The following is an 18,855-nucleotide window of genomic DNA, read 5'->3' on the forward strand; positions in this document are numbered from 1 at the left end:
GCTAATAACTGCTGTTCAGAAGGTCGTGGTAGTCACTCCGAAACCTCTGGAAACTCAGGTAGTTATTCCGGTGGTCTACCAGACTTGCCGAATTGAATGCTTCCACAAAGGCCCGGGATTCTCCGGTGCTGATCTCGCCATAGAACCCGCCGTCCCAGTCCAGCAGTTGCGCCATTTCCAGCAATACCGTCATCGCAAGGGCGCCATTGGCCTTTTCCAGGTAGCGGTAGGCCAGCCCGTAGTGCTCGAATCGGTACGGAGTGCGTGCAGCGTCATCGGTAGTGACGTCCCGGAGAGGGTCGTAGTCAAAGTGCTGATAGGCCGGGGCAATTGGCTCGCCCGCCACAACAACGGCCTGACCCTCGGCGAACCAGTAGGGCAGCAAGGTGTAACTGCTGTCATACCGGGACAGGTTTTCCTGGACGAAATGGGCCAGTTCGTGGCTAACGATCTGACTGGTCTCATACGGCCACTGCCCGTAATACGGGTTGAACGCCACAGCCGTCATTGAGGCTGATACAAACTCACTGCTCGGCACGTTTGGGCTGAGACAACCGATTACCTGCCGTGGATAGGGCGCTGCCGCGCTGCGGTCCTCGACAAAATCGGGCCAGCGCAGTTGAAACCGACTCAGGACTCCGTCGATTCGACGTTCAAGCTCCGAGGCTGCAGCCCGGAATGAAGTCTCGCTGTAGGCTGGTGAACCATAGACCCTCACCCGGCTGCTGTCAGTTTCGAAATACAGAGACTCGTTCCGGCATGCTTCGGTAGCACTGGTTAACGACCAGGAACTCGTGGGGAAGTGTCGACCGGTATCCCGGGCGTCGAAAAACAGGCCGGAAATGAAATCATCGGAGTCCGGGTGATGGTAACTGTCTGTGGCGGTGACCTTGCAACCTGTCAGTGCCATCGCGAAAACACTGAGTATCAGCATGGCTTTACTGTTTGCCATAAACGACTCCTGAATCGGATTCTGTTGCCCGCAATGATCGCAGGGTTTTCGGGCGGGCTCCGTCAACGGGGTGTAAAAATCAGGTAAAGCGAGCTAGCGTAATGAGTGATATGGATGAAGGAGAATGGACAGATGGATTACATCGCTCCTGTCAGCAGCGCCATCATGGCAATTGTCTGGATTGTTTATTTCCAGCTGTTTTTCCTGCAGTACAAACGGAATAACCGGCCCTACCTTGTGATTCACCACGCCCAGAATGAAAACCCGGACGCGCTGTGTCTGCTGGTGAACATGGGCAAGGAAACGGTGCACGTGCAGTGTGTGCAGGTGGTTCTGTACACCCGTGCGGGCGAAGAGAAAATCATGACGGTGACAGAGTACCGCCGGGTCGGGGCGGACGACGCCAACGTGCACCAGGTGTTGCGGCAGGGGCCGTTGCAGCCGGGTGGGTATCTGGTACTGGGCTCGTTCAGGAGCATTATCCTCGGTCGCCGCAGTGAAGATAGTGAAAGCGATTACCTGTTCGAGGACATCACCGGCGTTGAAATCCGGGCCGCGGTGATTCACGGGCCCACAAAGTATCCGGTGGGTGTACGGCGGAGCTTTTCTCTGAGTCATGAAGGAAGGCCCGAGATCTTTCCCCGGAACATTCACAGCGAGCAGTTGGTTCGCCGGAAGGATCGACACCAGGTGCGACGCTGGGTTGAAGAGGAGTTGCAGCCCGAGTGCAAGGGCAGCTCTGAGTCCGACAGCTCGGATCAATCGTCACAATCGGACTGAGGCAGCTATTCAGTCGGGCCCGGGTTGCGTTTCCATTTTTATTTCTTGAGGATGGGGCAATCACTCGCTAATCGAGCAACGGAGGCATTTATGTCACTGAAAGACGAACTGATCAAAAAGGCCGAAACCCAACTGGAAGAATGGGAAAAGCAAGCCGATTCCCTGAAAGCCAAGGCCGAAGCCAAAGAAGCCGAAGCCGAGAACGAGAAGGCGAGCGCAGATATTCAGCAGAGCACGTCCGATGCATTGCGTTCGGTTGAGAATAAAATTTCTGATGGCCGAAGAAAACTGGACGAACTCAAGCAGAGCGGTGAAGACAACATCGACAGCCTGCGCGAGCGGCTTTCCGACCTGATTGGCCCTGACAACAAGCGGTAGGCCGCTTAGCTCAGGAACGGCAGGCTACGTCTACTGAAACTGGGTGTAGCAGCGCTGTCGTTTGGTTTGCCAGCCCCGCCATTGGGGCTCGCGGTGATGGAGCCGGTAACGCTCCATCACCGCCATGAACCTGCCCATGTAATCGCATTGACCCGAAGTCGGCAACCACTCATCGGGGCCACTTCCATCACGCAGTATCCTGTCGGTCTGACTCATTCTGATCTGGTTCTCCGGGTCTTCCAGAAACCGCTCCTTCATCGAGATTGGCCGAGGCGATTCTGACCTTGGTTCAGCGCACCTATCGGTTAAAGGGCATCACCAATCCGTCCGACCGTGCAGAGCGGCTCAAACGGGAGGGGTGGACGTTCGGGCAGCGCCGGCACATGGTGTTTAACCGCGATGGCGAACGCTGTCACGATTGCGCGTCGCCTCTTGTTAAAACCATGATGGCCAGCCATTGGCTTTCCCGGGGCCGAAGCTCAATCACGATCCGATCGACGTTCGCCTTGTCCATCGAGTGCATTGCGGTGTAAAGCATGCGAGCGTACTCGTTCGGATCGGCGCTGAGCATAATGGACTCGGATGCCAGCTCGCCCAGGTTGCCGCCGTCAATCCGTCGCTTCAGTTCCGTTTCCGCTGCCCTCCAGTCTCATTCCGGCCGAGTCCCCTGATCCTCGGGCGTTTGGGTGGTGCTGCCCGGGAATGACGCCGTCGCGGTGCGGATGTGAATGTCCCGTTGCGGGAAGGGAATCTCGATCCCGGCTTCACGCAGCGACCGGGTAATGGTGGCGTGCAATTCGTGGGACAGGGGCATGATGTCACCGATTTCGCGCACGAACACCCGGATCTCGAAGTTCACGCTGCTGTCGTCCAGGCCAACACAGAACACCGCCGGTGCCGGATCGTTCACGACTCGCTCGTTGTCGGTGGCAATCTGGAACAGCAGTTCCTGGACCTTGTCCACATCGGAACCGTAGGCCACGCCCACCCGGACGATGACCCGGGTAATGGCGTCGGTAAGGGTCCAGTTGGTCAGATCCTGTGTAACAAAGGTCTTGTTAGGTATGATCTGTTCCTTGCGGTCCCAGTCCACCAGGGTGGTAGCGCGGATACGGATCCGGGAAACGGTGCCGGTGATGCCGCCAATGGAGACGGTGTCGCCGACCCGGATTGGTCGCTCGAACAGCAGTATCAGACCGGAGACGAAGTTGGCCACAATCTCCTGCAGGCCGAAGCCCAGCCCCACACCGAGGGCCGCCACCAGCCATTGAAGTTTCGACCACTGCAGTCCCAGCACCCCGAGCAGGGCGATGATGCCGATAAAGACAATGATGTAGGTGGCCATGGTGGTGATGGCGTAACCGACTCCCGGTTCCAGGCGTAGCCTGCTCAGGAACATCACCTCCAGAGCCCCCGGAAGGTTGCGCGCCGCCAGTACGGTGCCTGCTCCGACTGCGAGCGCCAGCATCAGGTCACCCAGGTTGATGGGCATCGGAGCTTCCCCTTCCACGCCGGTATCGATACTCCAGAGCGTGATGGCATCAAAGATGCCCAGGGCCGGGAATACGTCGTCCCACAGCATCCAGAGGCCGATGCCGGCCACGACCAGGGACAGGGTGCGAAGCAGGGTTTCGCTCTGCTGGCTGATGTCACTCATATCCTGCCGGGGCGATTCGTAGCTTGCCGGCATGGCCTCACCCGTGGACTCCACAGCTTCACGGGCTTCAGCCAGCTTGCGCTCGGCCTCGCGCTCTTCGAGCCGCCGTATCAGGGCCATGCGCCGTTCCCGGACGGTCAGCCCCCGCAACCCGAGATAATGCAACAGGATGACAAAGGCAAGCCAGCAGATGCTCATGAACAGCAGGCCTTCAAGGCGAACGGCACTGTAGTGGTAGCCCCAGGCCGACAGGACCGCCAGCATGGGAGGTACCGCAACGGCGACGACATGCAGTACCTTTAGTGCCCTTCGACTTGGCTGATCCTGGCGCACCGCAGACATGAACTTGTGAGCAAACCAGGCCAGTGCCAGCGACGCGATGGCGAAAAGGGTGCGGCCCAGGCTGTCGCTGTAGGCCGATCCCTCGGGCAATGCCATGGCTGGCATGATGATGACGATGGGCGTCAGGACCCAGAGCAGCAGCGGAATCTGTTTGCGAAGAGCCTGCAGGGTGTTGGGATTCCAATGGAAATGCTGCTCTCCCAAACCACCCGGGTAGGCAATGGTATAGACGCTCCTTAACAGCAACATGGTAAACGCGGCATTGGAGAAGCCTCGGGACAAGGCATGCAGGAATTCGTTGCCTTCATCGAGCAGTAATGAAGCAATACCCAGAGCGATTACCGCGGGAAGGGCTCGCAACAGGCTGAGAAGGCTGGCGTAAAGTGTCAGGTTCCAGTGGTCTTTGCCTACGTTACCCACGTCTTCCCCGGACTCGGCCAATGCCCGGCGGATTGGCCTTCGTCGGGCAGAGAGGAAGATCAGCAGGGCTGCAAGCAGGGTGATTTCAGGCCAGTGTTCATCCAGAGAGGTTTGGACGCCCCCCTGTAACGGGGTCCATTCCAGGCTCGATGCCAGCCAGCTGACGCCCTTGAAAAGCTTCCCGAAGGTAGCCAGATCGATGGCCTCGGTGCTGGGTAACCAGAACAGGCGTTGTTGTAAGAGTTCCTTGTAGGCTTCCAGGCGGTCCTGCAGCTCCGCGACGGTGTTGTAATAGTCGTTCAGCACCTCAATGTGCTCGGTGACTACCCCGTGCAATTCTCGCAGCAGCTGCGAGCGTCTGACTTCCAGCTGGCCCCGGATGTCGTCGCCTGGATTGATCACCGCTTCAAACTCTTCCAGGCGCAGCTGTTCTTCGCGAGCCGCAGAGAGCTGTGCGGTGATGCCCTGGGTAAGTCCGGCGGCAATGGTCTGGCTGCGCAAACGTTCCAGCCGTTGACGCAGCAGATTGGCGTAATCGTCGGTGAGATTCAGTCCGGCCCGCTCCAGCCGGAGCTGGAAACTCTCGTATTCGTTGTCCAGTCGCTTTAGCAGGGATTCTGCAAAGGCCAGTCGCTCCTGGCTGGTACCCAGTGCCTTGCGGCGAGCAGCGAGGGCTTCATCGAGTTTCTCGATATGCTGGCGAATGTCCTCGTGCTCGGGTGTTGGCAGCTGGCTTTCCAGAGGTTCTTCCAGTGCCTCAATCTCCGGCTTTACCGGGGTCGGAGAGGGTTCGGGTTCCTTCTCTTCTTCCGATGCATCCTTGTTGTCGGCTTCTTTCTCGTCTTTTGCTTCGTCCGCAGCCACGGGCGGCTGCTGTTCGGTCTGGGTCTGCACCGGAGGAAGCAGGTCATCCAGTGCAGCAGTAACCTGCTTGGCGGCAACGCCACTGGTCCACATGGGCAGAAAGCAGAGTAATAGGAAAAAACAGCGTATGTTCATGGATGGAAAGAGACCCCGTACGGCTTTCCGATAGTGTAGCCAGAATAAGGTGCGGGGAGGGAGAATAACGGTGTTACGGTCGTGTAAATGGCGGTGCCAGCATACTCGCAGCCTTTCCCGCGGGCTCTCATCCGGGATTTCAGGAAAGCGCTGGAAGCCGCTGAAGCGAGCGATGCAGATGTGCTGGTGCTGGTTCTTTACGGCGATGACCTGGTTCGTGCCCTTCAGGTGGCCTATGAAATGGGCCTGAAAGACAAAGTCCAGATCATTTTGCCAAACATTGCTCTGGGTATCGCGCAGGCGGTCGGTGCCACAATTCTCGAAGGCGTGATATCCACCACGCCCTGGGAGTGGACGATTCCGTATCAGCTCGATTTCTCCTGCGGCCAGGAATTTGTCGAGGCGTTTACGCAAGAGAACGGGGTAAGGCCTGCCTCACCTGCAGACGGTCAATGTGGTGCGTAGTAAGCCACGCAATGAAGTATTGAGCGATGAACTGCGCAGTGACTTCTACACCTATGCCAAACGGATACGATAACGGAGAACGCCTGCCTCTTCTTCCCGAATCCATTCGATCCGGTGCCCCGTTACCTCGCAAAGCGCCTGCATATCCTTACGGCCGCTGGGGTCATCGGCCAGGAATTCGACCTGTGTCCCGCTCGGCAATCCCCGGGTCCGTTTTTTGAAACGCAAAATGGGAAGAGGGCACACCAAACCGACGGCGTCGATTTGATGCACCCCGGATTGATCAGTCAAGGCGCACACTCGTTGCGCTGCTTCCCTGTTCGGCAGCAGACCAACCGAACTGATTCAGCACCATCGGTGCAGCCGCAGCAATCAGTAGAGCTGCGACAAAAGCGGAAATCATGACCTTCACGACGAACCTCCTTTGTCTTGTTTGGCTTCTACCTCAGCGACCCACAGATCGTGGTGCTGACGAGCCCATTCGAGGTCGACCTGGCCGTTACCCATAGCGTCGAACGCGCCTTCCATACCAACCGAACCGATGTAGATATGGGCAATGATCGCCAGCATCATCACAAACGCCACTATCGAGTGCCAGATGTTGGCGTACTGCATCTCTTCGTGGGGAGTAAGATTGGTCGGGAAGCTGGTTCCCAGAACACTGTTCATTACGCCGAAGGTATCGGCAAACATCGGCATCTCGAATGGAAACAACAGCGACAGCCCGGAAAGAGAGACCGAGGCGCCCAACACCATCACGGTCCAGAAAATGATCTTCTGACCAGCGTTGAATTTCTTCGCCGACGGATGCCCCTTGGTAAAGATGCCTCCGCCCGCTTTAAGCCACTGCCAGTCCAGCTTGTTGGGGATGTTGTGCGCAACCCACATTACGAAGGTCATCACCAGTCCCAACATGAAAGACCATGCTATGTTGTTATGGACCCATTTGGAGCCGGCAGCAAGGGTTGCAAAGGCGTCGTGGCCGATCACTGGAATCAGGAAGCTTCGCCCCATGAGCGTCAACAGCCCTGTGATGCCAAGCGCGATAAATGAGCCTGCCAGCAACCAGTGTCCGAATCGCTCGATGGCTTTGAATCGTTGAATAGTTGTGCCCGCAGGGCCGCCATCAATCATGATCTTGCCGCGAACGAAATAGAACACGACCAGCAAGGCAAGGAAGCCGAGGATTGCGCCCCCACCGTAAGTGATGATCGGACCTTCGCGCAGCTGGTACCAGGGCATGCCCTCGTCCTGGATCATAACCTGGTTGGCAGGGCCCGGGGACTGAATTCGTGGATCGATCTCGTTATACCGGATAGAGCGCCAGACGTCGGCATCTGAGCGGCCGCCATTGGTGCCGAGAGGTGCAGTGGTGGGCGCAGCGTTCGCAGGGTTTCCGAGGTTTTCAGACCGAAACGACTCATCCATCTCCAGCTGTTTCTGGCGGCGCATGATGTCGTCGAGGGTTTGAGCTCCCCCGGTTGCTGTGCGATCAACCGTCGGGGCCTCTTGTGCCCAGGCAGGGTTGAACAGCAGTGTCGCCAACGCAAGAATGGCGGCACTAAAAAGTTTTGTTTTCATTAGAGCACTCCAACGGAATGAACAAGAAGAAATTGTTGCCTTGACCGACGTCGGGGCCCCGAAGGGCCCCGCATGAGTCAGGCCAGTTTATGCACCCTTCTTCTCGTAGGCTGTGCCCCATCCCCAGGCGCCGGAACCGAAACCACGGTTCACAACACGCTGGCGATAGATGTCCGCCACCTCGTTGCCGTCACCGGCCAACAGGGCTTTGGTTGAGCACATTTCCGCACAGATCGGCAGTTTGCCCTCAGCGATACGGTTGCGACCGTACTTGGAGAACTCGGCTGTTGAGTTATCTTCTTCCGGACCACCTGCACAGAAGGTGCATTTGTCCATCTTGCCCCGGCTGCCAAAGTTGCCCGCTTGCGGGAACTGGGGCGCACCGAACGGGCAGGCGTAGAAGCAATAGCCACAACCGATACACAGATCCTTGGAGTGCAGCACGACACCGTCTTCCGTCTGGTAGAAGCAGTCCACCGGGCAGACGGCCATACAGGGCGCGTCTGAACAGTGCATGCAAGCTACCGAAATCGAACGCTCTCCTGGCTTGCCATCTTCGATGGTTACCACTCGGCGACGATTGATGCCCCAGGGGACTTCGTGCTCGTTTTTACAGGCCGTTACGCACGCATTGCATTCGATGCAGCGCTCGGCGTCGCAAAGGAATTTTGCTCTTGCTTGTCCTTCAAGTGCCATGGTCTACACCTCTTGTTATGCCGGCATGATCGAACACAGGGTGGCTTTGGTCTCTTGCATCTGCGTGACCGAGTCGTACCCGTATGTTTGAACAGTATTGGTGGATTCACCGAGAACGATGGGGTCAGCGCCCTTCGGATACTTGTCCCGAAGGTCCTTGCCCTGGTAATGACCGCCGAAGTGGAACGGCATGAACGCCACGCCTTCTCCGACACGCTCGGTGACCATGGCCTTGACCTTGATCTTTGCGCCTTCCGGACCGGACACCCAGACGTCATTACCGTCGCGGACATTCAGGTTGTTGGCGTCACGAGGGTTGATCTCGATGAACATATCCTGCTGCAGTTCTGCCAGCCAGGGGTTTGAGCGAGTTTCGTCACCACCACCCTCGTATTCGACCAGGCGGCCGGAGGTGAGAATGATCGGGAACTCCTTGCTGAAGTCATTCTTCTGGATTGACTCGTACAGGGTCGGTACCCGCCAGAAGGTCTTGTCTTCATAAGTCGGGTAGTCTGCCACGAGATCACGACGGTTCGTGTACAACGGTTCACGATGCAGCGGTACCGGATCCGGGAAGTTCCAGACAATGGCTCGGGCCTTGGCGTTACCAAATGGCGCACACTCGTGCTTGATAGCCACGCGCTGGATACCACCGGAGAGGTCTGTCTTCCAGTTGGTTGACGGGCCGGCCACTGCTTCAATGCTGGCTCGCTCTTCCGCCGTCAGGTCACCGTCCCAGCCCAGGTCCATCAGCATCTGCATGGTGAACTCGGGATAGCCATCCTTGATTTCCGAGTTCTTGGAGTAAACACCGTCTGCCAGAATGTTCTGGCCGTTGTGTTCAACACCAAAACGGGCGCGGAACGTCAGGCCGCCTTCAGAAACCGGCAGCGACATGTCATACAGATTGGCGGTGCCCGGGTGATTCATCTCCGGCGTGCCCCAGCTCGGCCATGGCAGGCCGTAGAAGTCACCATCGCAAGGTCCACCAACCGCACGCAGGGTGGTCTTGTCGAAGTGGTGCTGATATTTCATGTGCTTCTTGAGGCGCTCCGGCGACTGGCCGGTATAGCCGATGGTCCACATACCGCGGTTGAATTCGCGGGTAATGTCCTCAATCGACGGCTCATCGCCATCAATGGCGATGTTGCGGAACATCTGATCGGTGAATCCGAACTTGTCCGCAAACAGCTTCATGATTTCGTGATCGACCTTGGAGTCGAACAGCGGCTCTACCACTTTTTCACGCCACTGCAGAGAGCGGTTCGAGGCTGTTACCGAACCGTAGGTCTCGAACTGGGTGGTCGTGGGCAGCAGGTAGGCACCTTCCTTCCGATCGTGGAGAACGGCAGAAACGGTCGGGAAGGGATCCACTACGACCAGCAGGTCGAGCTTTTCCATGGCTTCCTTCATTTCCGTCATCCGGGTCTGGGAGTTGGGCGCGTGCCCCCAAAGAACCATGGCCCGGGTGTTGTCCGGCTGCTCAAGGTTTTCCTTGGCCTCCAGAACACCGTCAATCCAGCGGGAAACCGGAATGCCCTTCTCGTTCATCATGGCCCGGGATTTGCCATCTTTATCCCAGACGGCGAAGCGGCCTTTGAGGTAGTCCAGATCCTCTTCCCAGACTCTAGCCCAGTGAGCCCAGGAGCCTGCTGAGAGGCCGTAGTAGCCGGGCAGGGTGTCAGCGAGTACGCCCAGGTCTGTTGCGCCCTGAACATTGTCGTGGCCACGGAAGATGTTGGTGCCACCACCTGCGACGCCCATGTTGCCGAGGGCCAACTGGAGCACGCAGTAGGCGCGGGTGTTGTTGTTACCGTTGGTGTGCTGGGTACCGCCCATACACCAGATAACCGTGCCGGGCCGGTTGTTGGCCAGAGTGCGGGCCACACGCTCAAGCTGTGCTCCGGGTGCGCCGGTTACACGCTCAACTTCCTCGGGATTCCAGCGCTTCACTTCCTCGCGAATGTCTTCCATGCCGTACACACGGGTACGGATGAATTCTTTGTCTTCCCAGCCGTTTTCGAAGATGTGCCAGAGAATACCCCACACCAGGGCAACGTCGGAGCCCGGGCGGAAACGCACAAACTCGTCGGCATGGGCGGCTGTCCGGGTGAAACGCGGGTCGCAGACGATCAGCGGGGCGTTATTCTCTTCCTTCGCCTTTAACACATGCAGCAACGAAACCGGGTGCGCTTCTGCGGGGTTGCCCCCGATAATGAAAATCGCCTTGGACTTGTGGATGTCGTTGTAGGAGTTGGTCATTGCGCCGTAGCCCCAGGTATTGGCTACGCCGGCTACGGTCGTGGAGTGGCAGATACGCGCCTGGTGGTCCACGTTGTTGGTGCCCCAGTAGGCTGCAAACTTACGGAACAGGTAAGCCTGCTCGTTGTTGAACTTTGCGCTGCCCAGCCAGTAGACCGAATCGGGACCGCTTTGCTCACGGATTTCGAGCATCTTGTCGCCGATTTCGTTGATGGCGGTATCCCAGGAAATCTTCTGCCACTGGCCGTTGACCATTTTCATGGGCGACTTGAGACGACGCTCGCCATGGGCATGCTCCCGTACGGAAGCGCCTTTGGCGCAGTGAGCACCCAGATTGAAGGGGCTGTCCCAGCCTGGTTCCTGGCCGGTCCACACGCCGTTCTGAACTTCGGCTTCGACGGTGCAGCCTACCGAACAGTGCGTACAGACCGATTTCTTGACGACCACTTCTCCGCCACCGGTTGCCGGAGCCGCAGCTTCAACCCGTCCCGATGTCAGCGACAGTGCCGCCAGACCACCCACTGCCACGCCAGACGTTGTCAGGAACTGACGACGGTCCAGAGTCTTGGCAGCGAGAGAAGAAAGCAAAGAGCCTGCACGGGAGCCTTTCGCTACCCCGTTGGTCTTCTTCCTTAACATGTCGTTTACCTCTCTCTTTATTATTCTCGTTTTTTCGGAAAGCTGAGTCTCTCAAGGGCCTTTCGCAACCTCGATCAACTCAAATCCCCGTTAAAAGCGAGCCGATTCGAAATACTTACGTGTGTGTTCGGTATCACGTAAACCGCGGCTTTTCGGAACGTCTGTTTTGACGACCTCGGCTGCGGCGTTCGGTGCAACCGTCATTGCAACGGCAGCTGGAGCTGCGGCTGCAGCCATTTGCAAGAAACGGCGACGGCTGTTTTCACGCTTCGGGTTGTCCATTGGACACCTCCCCCTGGGTTTATGGGACCTTGAGATCCCGGTTACTGAATTGCAAAAGCATCGGCTTCCACGGTCATGAAGGCTCGACCGAGCGAACCTACTGGCGCGTAGAAGATGGCGCTTTGCGCTTCTTCCAAATCAGTAAAAAACAAGGCGGCCCACTTTGCCAGATGGGCATCAAAAAACGCTTTTTGCGACGGTAATCCGCTGTCGCAGGGAAATTCGCCGGTAATGATGCCGGCCATGATTTCGCAAAGGGTGCCGATGTGATCTTCCGGCTCCTTTACATCGCTGCGGGATTTGATACCGCGGGACATGAGATCGGTTCGCAGCTCCGCGAGGGGCTTCTCGTTCAGAAAGCCGGTGAGGTAATAACTGGCGTAGGGAAGCAGTTCTCCACGACCGAGGCCAACAAACAGGTTGTTGAACTCTCGCTCGGCGTCATACGGGTTGGTACGTTCGGCGAGGGCTGCAAGGTTTTTGCAGGCTGAACCCAGGGGTGTCTCGTCACCCTGTAGTGACGCCAGCCCCTTCAATAAGTCGCTGGAGGGCGGGTCGACAAGCAGGACGCCCAGCAGCTGATAGATCTGGGCCCTGGCACGATCTTCTTCGGATATCGAACGGGGGCACTGGATTTCCGCAGTATTGCTCAATTCATGTTCCTTCTAATTATTATTTGCGGTCTGTCACACTATTTTAGTACACATCTGGAATAGTGGCCTGACCGACCTTCAATTTGCTAATAGCTGAAACGTATTCTGCTAATAGTCAAAACGCATGCGTGGGCGGAACCTCGGTTCCGGCTCCTCGTCCGGTTGGCTGGCCTGTGTTTGGGCAAGCTGTTGGTCGGGAAGTTCCGTCGGGGTGGCCATGTCCTCCAGCTCGGGACTGTCATCAGGTTCCGGTTCCCCGGCAGTTGTGGAATCAGGCTCTGCCATTGATGAGACTGCCTGCTTTTCCGACTGATCGTCCACGACGTCCGCGGCTTTTTTGGCTTTGTCGACCAGCCCCTCTCCAACCTTGTATAAAGTTGCCACTGTCTGCCCGGCCGTCGAGGCCAGTGTGTAGTCCTCATCGTAATCATTGAGACCGTCCAGAACGGCCAGTACCGGGTTGGATTTCCATAGTCCCCTCAGAGCCTTCCGGCGTAGGAACTCCGGAATTTCCTTGCGCATGAAACCGGTGATGTCCGTACCCAGTTCGATGTTTTCGGGGTCGGGCAGGCCATACTTCTCTAGCAGCTCGTGTTCCGGCAATGCTTCATTGATTGCAAGTTCCTGCTCTTCCGGGGCTGGTTCAGTCTCGATAACTGGAGGAGGGGATGGTTCCGGGCGCTTGGCGGCTTCGGCTTTCTTGCGCGCCCAACGCTGGAGTCGTGATTCGGCCATTACTGAATTCTCGGCTTTTTGATGTTCGCAGGGGCCCGGTAAACGTCGCTTTCCTGGCGAATGCGCGGGTCGCCCTTGGCATCCTCGGCGCCATCAACGCGGACTTCATCGCGGCGACGTTTCTTGAACGGCTCCTCGATGTAGTGCATGTCGATAAATTCCTTGATCCAGGCCGCCATTGATTCTGGAATGGGAACCGCCTCAACAATGCTTTCGCCACTATCAAGAGCGTCCAGTGCTTCATGGGCGCTGGCGGTGATAGTGCTCACGACCCATCCGGAGGGCGACTGGCTCGTTACATCTCTGTCCATGATGATCCATACGGATGGAACGGCCATGTTCAGAGAGACCAGATAGCCTTCGACGTCTGCCCGAAAAAGCTCCATCGTAACGGTGCCCGCGTGGTAATCGACCACATCTTCCTCGCGAACCAGTTCTTTCCAGAATGCATCAGGTGCGCCTGGTATAACGGCAACTGGCTTCCAGATTTCTTTTACCCAGCGAGTGACGCCCGGAGATCGACGAACGACAGCGCCGACCCTCAACTCGCGTTTCCACTGTTCTGTACGACTGCTCATGGTGCTTCTCATTTTTTGTTATAGCGTAAAACTAGCAGGGCACAAATGATTATCCAATTGTCCAAAAGATAATGCCTGTGGCATGCTCGAAAAGCGATACAGATACGTATACGTATAAAAACAACGAAAGAGTCAAACTCCTGATGACGGCATATAAGACCCTACTATTATGCAGCTGCGATAAATCACAGACCTTTGATTCAGAGGCCTTGCGCAAAGCCGCGGCTGCTGAGCAGGTGATTGCAGTTGATCAACTGTGCGGCAAGGAAATGAGTATTGCCGCCGAGCATCTGGGCGCCAGCAATGACGTCCTGATTGCCTGTGGCCAGCAGGCGGCTTTGTTCGAGCGCCTCTCCGAGGACGTTCACGCAGAGACCCAGCACTCCGCGCCGCTCCAATCCATTGATATCCGCGATCGTGCCGGCTGGAGCGCCCCCGATGCCACGCCCGAGCGTCTGCATGCGAAGCAGGCAGCCCTGATTGCCGCAGCCCAATTGCCGCCACCAATGGCCCCGGCAAAAACCATCCAGTCCAGCGGAGTGTGCTGCATTGTCGGTCCCACCGAACAGGCAATCAGGATGGCTGAGCTGGTGCAGGACGAACTGGGCGTCACCTGCATTGTTAATGATGCCGGCCCCATCCAGCTGCCATCCGCCGCTTACGACGTGGCTAAAGGTCAGCTGACGGGAGCCTACGGTGCACTTGGCAATTTCAAGCTGGAATTTGCCCACCTGCAACCCTTGCACCCGGCCGGTCGCGGTGAGCTGGGTTACGAGGCGGCCAAGCCCACCGCCCGCAGCGAATGCGATGTGTTTATCGATCTGCGGGGCGGCGCCCCGGCATTTCCGAGCCACGAGAAGCGCAACGGCTACTTCTGGGCCGATCCGGAAAAGTCCGGCGAGCTGGAGCGCATTGCCCTTACGGCAAGGGAAATGGTGGGTGAATTCGAAAAAACCGTCTATTTCAGGCTCGAAGAGTCTCTGTGCGCGCACTCCCGGGCCAACAAGCCTGGTTGTACACGGTGCCTGGATGTCTGCCCGACAGAGGCTATTTTTTCCTTCGGGGATCACATCCAGATTGATTCGGATATCTGTGCCGGTTGCGGCTCCTGCGCTGCCGTCTGTCCCACCTCTGCAGTGACCATGAATGAGACGCCGTTCGAGGCGATCACCAAGGCTGTGGAAGTGATGGCCAAAGTCTACCGCGAGCATACCCACGAATCGCCCCGCCTGGTCTTCCATACCCTGGAAGCTGGCACAGAGGCCATTGCCAACCTGGCCCGCTACGATAATGGTCTCGCGGATGATCTGATCCCGATGGGGCTGGAGCATGTCGACCGGATCGGCCACGCTGAAATAATGGCGGCGTTTGGTGCCGGCTACGCCGAGGTTCTCATCCTTGCGGACAACGAGCTGGATCGCCGTGCAGTGACCGCAGAAGTGGAGCTGGCCCAGGCCATGCTCAAGGGTACCCACAACTCGCCGAGCCGGATTAGAGTTATTTCCGCCATTGAGCTTTGCGACGCCGGCGATAATGCCGGGCGCGTAAGCGACCCTGTACTGCTGGTGGGCGGTCGCCGGGATATCACTCGCGTGACAGTGGCTGCCATGTCGGAAAAGATCGAAGAGCCGATTCCGTTGCCCAAAGGTGCGCCTTACGGTGCCATCGAAATTGATTCCGATAAATGCACGCTCTGCCTTGCCTGTGTATCACTATGCCCGACGGGCGCGCTTGGTGACCATCCGGATCGACCCGAGGTGCAGTTCACGGAAAACGCCTGTGTCCAGTGTGGTATCTGCGAGAGTACTTGCCCGGAGACCGCCATCACCCTGAAGCCCCAGCTCGATGTGTCCAAGGCGGCGCTCAGTGCCCGGGCGTTGCACGGTGAAGAGCCATTCGAATGCATCAAGTGTGGCACCCCGTTTGGCGTTGCCAGCACGATTAACCGCATCGTCGAGAAACTGGAAAACCAGCACTGGATGTACAAGAACTCTGATAACGTGCAGCTCATCAAGATGTGCGATGACTGTCGGGTCAAGGCCCAGTTCCATGGGAGCACAGCGCCAATGGCCGGTGGCGAGCGCCCGCGGGTCCGCACCAGTGATGATTATCTGGACAGTTAAAAACAACAGGACACACCATGGTTGAGTACACCGAAGTAGGAAAAAAACCGAATCTGATCGGAACTGACGCTCCGAGGCCTCAGGACAAGAACCCGAGGGGCGTGGATCGCATTATTGCCATTGCCTCGGGCAAGGGCGGCGTTGGTAAATCGACCGTGTCGTCCAACCTGGCTGTGGCCCTGGCCTCTAAAGGGCTGAAGGTCGGCTTGCTGGACGCTGACGTCTATGGCCCGAGCCAGCCCCGTATGCTGGGGGTTTCCGGTCGTCCGTCCAGCCCGGATGGAAGCACCATCCTGCCGCTGAGGAATCACGGCGTAACGCTGATGTCCCTGGGCCTGATGGCACCGGAAGACGAAGCTATCGTCTGGCGCGGGCCGATGTTGATGGGCGCCTTGCAGCAGATGATGAACCAGGTTGAATGGGGCCGGCTTGACGTGCTGCTCGTGGATCTTCCGCCGGGCACCGGTGATGTCCAGATGACCCTGAGCCAGAAGTTCTTCGTGGCGGGTGCGGTCATTGTCTCGACACCGCAGGATATCGCCTTGATGGATGCTCGAAAGGGCATTGATATGTTCAAGCGAATGGAAGTTCCGCTGTTCGGGCTGATCGAAAATATGGCTTCGTTTGTCTGCGATGGCTGTGGCAAGGAACACCACCCGTTTGGGCACGGCGGCGCACGAGCCGAGGCGGAGAAGCTGGGCTCGCCCTTCCTCGGAGAGATTCCCCTGGATCTCGATATCCGGTTGGGATCTGACGGCGGTGTCCCGATTGTAGTCTCGAAGCCTGACAGCCCCCAGGCCCAGGCTTTCCAGCGCATCGCCGATGAAATTGTCGCCTCTGACGTCTACGCCCGGGCCATCCAATGATCGAATCACCCCAGTTCCCGCCGCTACTTACGGGAGAAGTGGTACCCAGACACATGGACCCGTTCGATAAAGCCGTCAGCCGCGCCATCGCGGGGGTCGATTCCGGCACGGTGTTCTACTCCGAGCAAAGCGACAGCCTGCGCGCGGCCCTGGTTCTGGCACCGGAAACACCGCTTGAAGAGGCTATTCAGGCAGTCTATGTGGCCCAGATTGGCCTTGCCGAGAGTCTGGGTGCGTTGGCTCCGCCCGAAGTGCCGGTGCATTTTCAGTGGCCCGATCGCATCAAGGTAAACGGTGCGCTCTGTGGCAGTGTCCGTTTCGCATCGGATGTGTCCGATCCCAAGGCCTACCCCAACTGGCTGGTGATTGGAATTGAGGTACCGTTCATTCCGATGACAGACCAGCCGGGAGAAAATCCGGATGAGACCTGCCTGTATGAAGAAGGCTGCATCGAAATTACGCCCATGGCCCTGCTGGAAAGCTGGTCCAAGCACACCCTGCTGTGGCTGACCTACTTTTTGGACAGCGGCTTTGAGCGGGTACACAACGAGTGGCGGCCAAGATGCGATACTCTGGGCAAAATGATTGAACTGCCCAGACCCGGCACCTTCGTTGGCCTGGATGAAAAAGGCCGGATGCTGTTGCGTCAGGATGTCATGACCGAGACATTGAGTTTGATCGAATTCGCGGAGCACGTATGAAACTGGCCCGAACCCTTCAGCTGGATATTTCCGACGAAAACGTATTTGAAAAGCCTGCACCCAGTGGTGAGTGGGCGATCTCCGGTGGCTTCGAGTTTTCCAACTGGACCGAGGCAGACCTGAAAGGCAAAGCCCGTCAGGCGTTCAGTAACGGCTGGTACAGCATTGAATCAGGCGGGCGCGCCAGTTTCGTGGGTGTCTGCAACATTACCGAACCGGAACTGGAGCATGTTCGCCGGACCCTCGCGCAGACCTTTGTTGACCATTTCGGCGCGCCGGATATCGACGCGGCCTATCCGGTTGCCTGTGAGGAAATCGACCAGATGCGCAGCATGTGCGAGGATTTCGAGGACAACACATTGTTGATGGTCAGCCGCACCCTGACCGAACTGGGTGTCGAGGAAACCTACCGTTCCCGGGGGCCTCAGGATGCTTCACTGGAAGCCTTTGCGGTTCACGGCAGCGTCGACTGATTACAGACCGAAGCTGCCGTAAGGAATAAAACGCACGGGAGTGCCCGGCTCGATCTGCTGGGCGCTTTCATCCAGTTCCACCAGCCCCTCGGACCAGGCCAGGCCGGTCACCCGGCCGGAGCCTTCCGAACCGAACACCTCTACCTGCCCATCGCGGACCCGTGCCCGCAACATCTCGCTGCGCCCGGGCTTTTTGTTTTTCGCAAAATTTGCCGGCATCACATAGGCCTGAGGTTCGAACCATTCTCCGCCCGCAAGTAATGCCATTGCCGGGGCGCCAAACCGCAGGGCACAGACCCAGGCGGCGACCGGATTGCCCGGCAGGCCCACTACGGGCGTGCCCTGGAACATGGCGAGGGCCAGCGGGCGGCCTGGTTTGATGGCAATGCGCCAATTGCTGATGTCGCCGTGGGCTTTCAGGGTTTTCGACACGTGATCTTCGTCGCCGGCCGATACGCCGCCGCTGGTGAGGATCAGATCACACTGTTGCGCTCCTGTTTCCAGAGCCGATTTGACCTCTTCAGCCCGATCGAGTGCATGGCCAAGGTCCACCAGCTCGTAGCCCAGTTGCGAGACCAGGGCGCTGAGCATCGGCCGGTTGGCGTCGTAGATCTGCCAATCAGTGACCGGGGCGCCCACCGGCTTTACCTCATCTCCGGTGGACAGAACGCCAACCCGCAGCTTCTGGTAGACGTCGACCGACTCCACCCCAACGCTTGCGAGAACGGAAATCTGCGTGGGCGTCAGACGAGTTCCTGCGACCAGGATCTGATCCTGAGCCTGGATGTCTTCACCGGCTTTGCGGGCATTGGCGCCCGCTTTCAGCGTGCCGTTCAGGTACAGCTGGCCATCCCGGACTTCGCAGTCTTCTTCGAGGACCACTGTGTCTGTCCCGGACGGAATGACTGCGCCGGTGAGAATCCGGATCGCGTGTCCCGCGGGAACCTGGCCTTTGAAAGGCTCGCCGGCGGCACTGCGACCATCGACCAGAGGCAAGGAGCAGGGAACATCCGTTACAGGGCCCGCCAGTGCATAGCCGTCGACTGCCGAGTTGTTGCTTGGTGGATGTGCACGGGGCGCGTAGACGTCGCTTGCCAGGATACGGCCGTTTACCCGGGACAGCGGAACGGCGTGTTCAGTCTCCACCACAGGGTGCAACCGTGAACGCAAACGCTCAAGGGCCTCTTCAACCGGAGTCCAGTTGACGCCAGGGGGCAGGGCAAAGCAGTCGTTGCGAAGCGGTTTCATGGATCTTCGGCTCCCGGTTATGTCG

21 protein-coding genes are annotated in these 18,855 nt (G+C 58.0%); 7 read left to right on the forward strand and 14 right to left on the reverse strand.

Annotated elements, in window-relative coordinates:
* Position 1 precedes the first annotated feature (1 nt).
* Positions 2-952 carry a hypothetical protein gene (locus tag FMN52_RS17730; RefSeq protein WP_148609948.1) on the reverse strand — a complete coding sequence of 317 codons (951 nt, stop codon included), beginning with the start codon at positions 950-952 and terminating at the stop codon, positions 2-4.
* A gap of 132 nt (positions 953-1,084) precedes the next feature.
* Between FMN52_RS17730 and FMN52_RS17735 the strand changes: the two genes are divergently transcribed.
* On the forward strand, positions 1,085-1,732 hold the full coding sequence (locus FMN52_RS17735; RefSeq protein WP_148609949.1) for a hypothetical protein: 648 nt from the start codon (positions 1,085-1,087) through the stop codon (positions 1,730-1,732).
* Positions 1,733-1,822: 90 nt separating this feature from the next.
* Complete coding sequence (locus FMN52_RS17740; protein WP_148609950.1) at positions 1,823-2,110, forward strand: hypothetical protein; 288 nt, start codon at positions 1,823-1,825, stop codon at positions 2,108-2,110.
* Between the two features lie 30 nt (positions 2,111-2,140).
* On the opposite strand, the gene FMN52_RS17745 is transcribed toward FMN52_RS17740, so the two are convergent.
* The 3 genes from FMN52_RS17745 to FMN52_RS17760 all read right to left on the reverse strand — a co-directional run bounded on the left by FMN52_RS17745 (position 2,141) and on the right by FMN52_RS17760 (position 5,528).
* Positions 2,141-2,368, reverse strand: coding sequence for a hypothetical protein (locus tag FMN52_RS17745; RefSeq protein WP_240339527.1), 228 nt, complete (start codon positions 2,366-2,368; stop codon positions 2,141-2,143).
* 154 nt (positions 2,369-2,522) lie between these two features.
* On the reverse strand, positions 2,523-2,681 hold the full coding sequence (locus FMN52_RS20025; RefSeq protein ID WP_346341314.1) for a Sua5 family C-terminal domain-containing protein: 159 nt from the start codon (positions 2,679-2,681) through the stop codon (positions 2,523-2,525).
* 78 nt (positions 2,682-2,759) lie between these two features.
* Positions 2,760-5,528: a mechanosensitive ion channel domain-containing protein gene (locus tag FMN52_RS17760; protein ID WP_148609951.1), complete on the reverse strand. Its 2,769-nt coding sequence runs from the start codon at positions 5,526-5,528 to the stop codon at positions 2,760-2,762.
* Positions 5,529-5,615: 87 nt separating this feature from the next.
* On the opposite strand from FMN52_RS17760, the gene FMN52_RS17765 reads away from it, so the two are divergent.
* Positions 5,616-5,993, forward strand: coding sequence for an ABC transporter substrate-binding protein (locus FMN52_RS17765; protein ID WP_240339528.1), 378 nt, complete (start codon positions 5,616-5,618; stop codon positions 5,991-5,993).
* A gap of 51 nt (positions 5,994-6,044) precedes the next feature.
* On the opposite strand, the gene FMN52_RS17770 is transcribed toward FMN52_RS17765, so the two are convergent.
* The 9 genes from FMN52_RS17770 to FMN52_RS17805 form a co-directional block, all read right to left on the reverse strand.
* Positions 6,045-6,293: a sulfurtransferase TusA family protein gene (locus FMN52_RS17770; protein ID WP_346341315.1), complete on the reverse strand. Its 249-nt coding sequence runs from the start codon at positions 6,291-6,293 to the stop codon at positions 6,045-6,047.
* On the reverse strand, positions 6,277-6,405 hold the full coding sequence (locus tag FMN52_RS20120) for a hypothetical protein (RefSeq protein WP_275898198.1): 129 nt from the start codon (positions 6,403-6,405) through the stop codon (positions 6,277-6,279). The genes FMN52_RS17770 and FMN52_RS20120 overlap by 17 nt, the downstream gene beginning before the upstream one ends.
* Positions 6,402-7,574 (reverse strand): formate dehydrogenase subunit gamma, encoded by a 1,173-nt coding sequence (locus FMN52_RS17775; RefSeq protein ID WP_148609953.1) that lies wholly within the window; start codon positions 7,572-7,574, stop codon positions 6,402-6,404. Before FMN52_RS17775 ends, FMN52_RS20120 begins: the two co-directional genes overlap by 4 nt.
* Before the next feature lie 87 nt (positions 7,575-7,661).
* Positions 7,662-8,270: a formate dehydrogenase FDH3 subunit beta gene (fdh3B, locus tag FMN52_RS17780; protein WP_091997654.1), complete on the reverse strand. Its 609-nt coding sequence runs from the start codon at positions 8,268-8,270 to the stop codon at positions 7,662-7,664.
* 15 nt (positions 8,271-8,285) lie between these two features.
* Entirely contained in the window at positions 8,286-11,171 is a 2,886-nt protein-coding gene (locus FMN52_RS17785) for a formate dehydrogenase subunit alpha (protein WP_148609954.1), read from the reverse strand.
* A gap of 90 nt (positions 11,172-11,261) precedes the next feature.
* Complete coding sequence (locus tag FMN52_RS17790; protein WP_148609955.1) at positions 11,262-11,453, reverse strand: twin-arginine translocation signal domain-containing protein; 192 nt, start codon at positions 11,451-11,453, stop codon at positions 11,262-11,264.
* A gap of 41 nt (positions 11,454-11,494) precedes the next feature.
* Entirely contained in the window at positions 11,495-12,106 is a 612-nt protein-coding gene (locus tag FMN52_RS17795) for a molecular chaperone TorD family protein (RefSeq protein ID WP_148609956.1), read from the reverse strand.
* A 108-nt stretch (positions 12,107-12,214) separates the two neighbouring features.
* Complete coding sequence (locus FMN52_RS17800) at positions 12,215-12,841, reverse strand: DUF3306 domain-containing protein (RefSeq protein WP_148609957.1); 627 nt, start codon at positions 12,839-12,841, stop codon at positions 12,215-12,217.
* Positions 12,841-13,419: a DUF3305 domain-containing protein gene (locus tag FMN52_RS17805; protein WP_162851887.1), complete on the reverse strand. Its 579-nt coding sequence runs from the start codon at positions 13,417-13,419 to the stop codon at positions 12,841-12,843. Before FMN52_RS17805 ends, FMN52_RS17800 begins: the two co-directional genes overlap by 1 nt.
* Positions 13,420-13,562: 143 nt before the next feature.
* Between FMN52_RS17805 and FMN52_RS17810 the strand changes: the two genes are divergently transcribed.
* The 4 genes from FMN52_RS17810 to FMN52_RS17825 are packed head-to-tail and all read left to right on the forward strand — an operon-like array spanning position 13,563 to position 17,582.
* Positions 13,563-15,542, forward strand: coding sequence for a 4Fe-4S binding protein (locus tag FMN52_RS17810; RefSeq protein ID WP_148609959.1), 1,980 nt, complete (start codon positions 13,563-13,565; stop codon positions 15,540-15,542).
* A gap of 17 nt (positions 15,543-15,559) precedes the next feature.
* Positions 15,560-16,408, forward strand: coding sequence for an Mrp/NBP35 family ATP-binding protein (locus FMN52_RS17815; RefSeq protein WP_148609960.1), 849 nt, complete (start codon positions 15,560-15,562; stop codon positions 16,406-16,408).
* Positions 16,405-17,109 (forward strand): biotin/lipoate--protein ligase family protein, encoded by a 705-nt coding sequence (locus tag FMN52_RS17820; protein ID WP_148609961.1) that lies wholly within the window; start codon positions 16,405-16,407, stop codon positions 17,107-17,109. The genes FMN52_RS17815 and FMN52_RS17820 overlap by 4 nt, the downstream gene beginning before the upstream one ends.
* On the forward strand, positions 17,106-17,582 hold the full coding sequence (locus tag FMN52_RS17825; RefSeq protein ID WP_148609962.1) for a DUF6505 family protein: 477 nt from the start codon (positions 17,106-17,108) through the stop codon (positions 17,580-17,582). The genes FMN52_RS17820 and FMN52_RS17825 overlap by 4 nt, the downstream gene beginning before the upstream one ends.
* On the opposite strand, the gene FMN52_RS17830 is transcribed toward FMN52_RS17825, so the two are convergent.
* Positions 17,583-18,830, reverse strand: a complete 1,248-nt coding sequence (locus tag FMN52_RS17830; protein WP_148609963.1) for a molybdopterin-binding protein — start codon at positions 18,828-18,830, stop codon at positions 17,583-17,585.
* Positions 18,831-18,855: the final 25 nt, after the last annotated feature.

The organism is Marinobacter sp. BW6 (assembly GCF_008107725.1).
In the GTDB taxonomy this organism is placed as follows: Bacteria; Pseudomonadota; Gammaproteobacteria; order Pseudomonadales; family Oleiphilaceae; genus Marinobacter.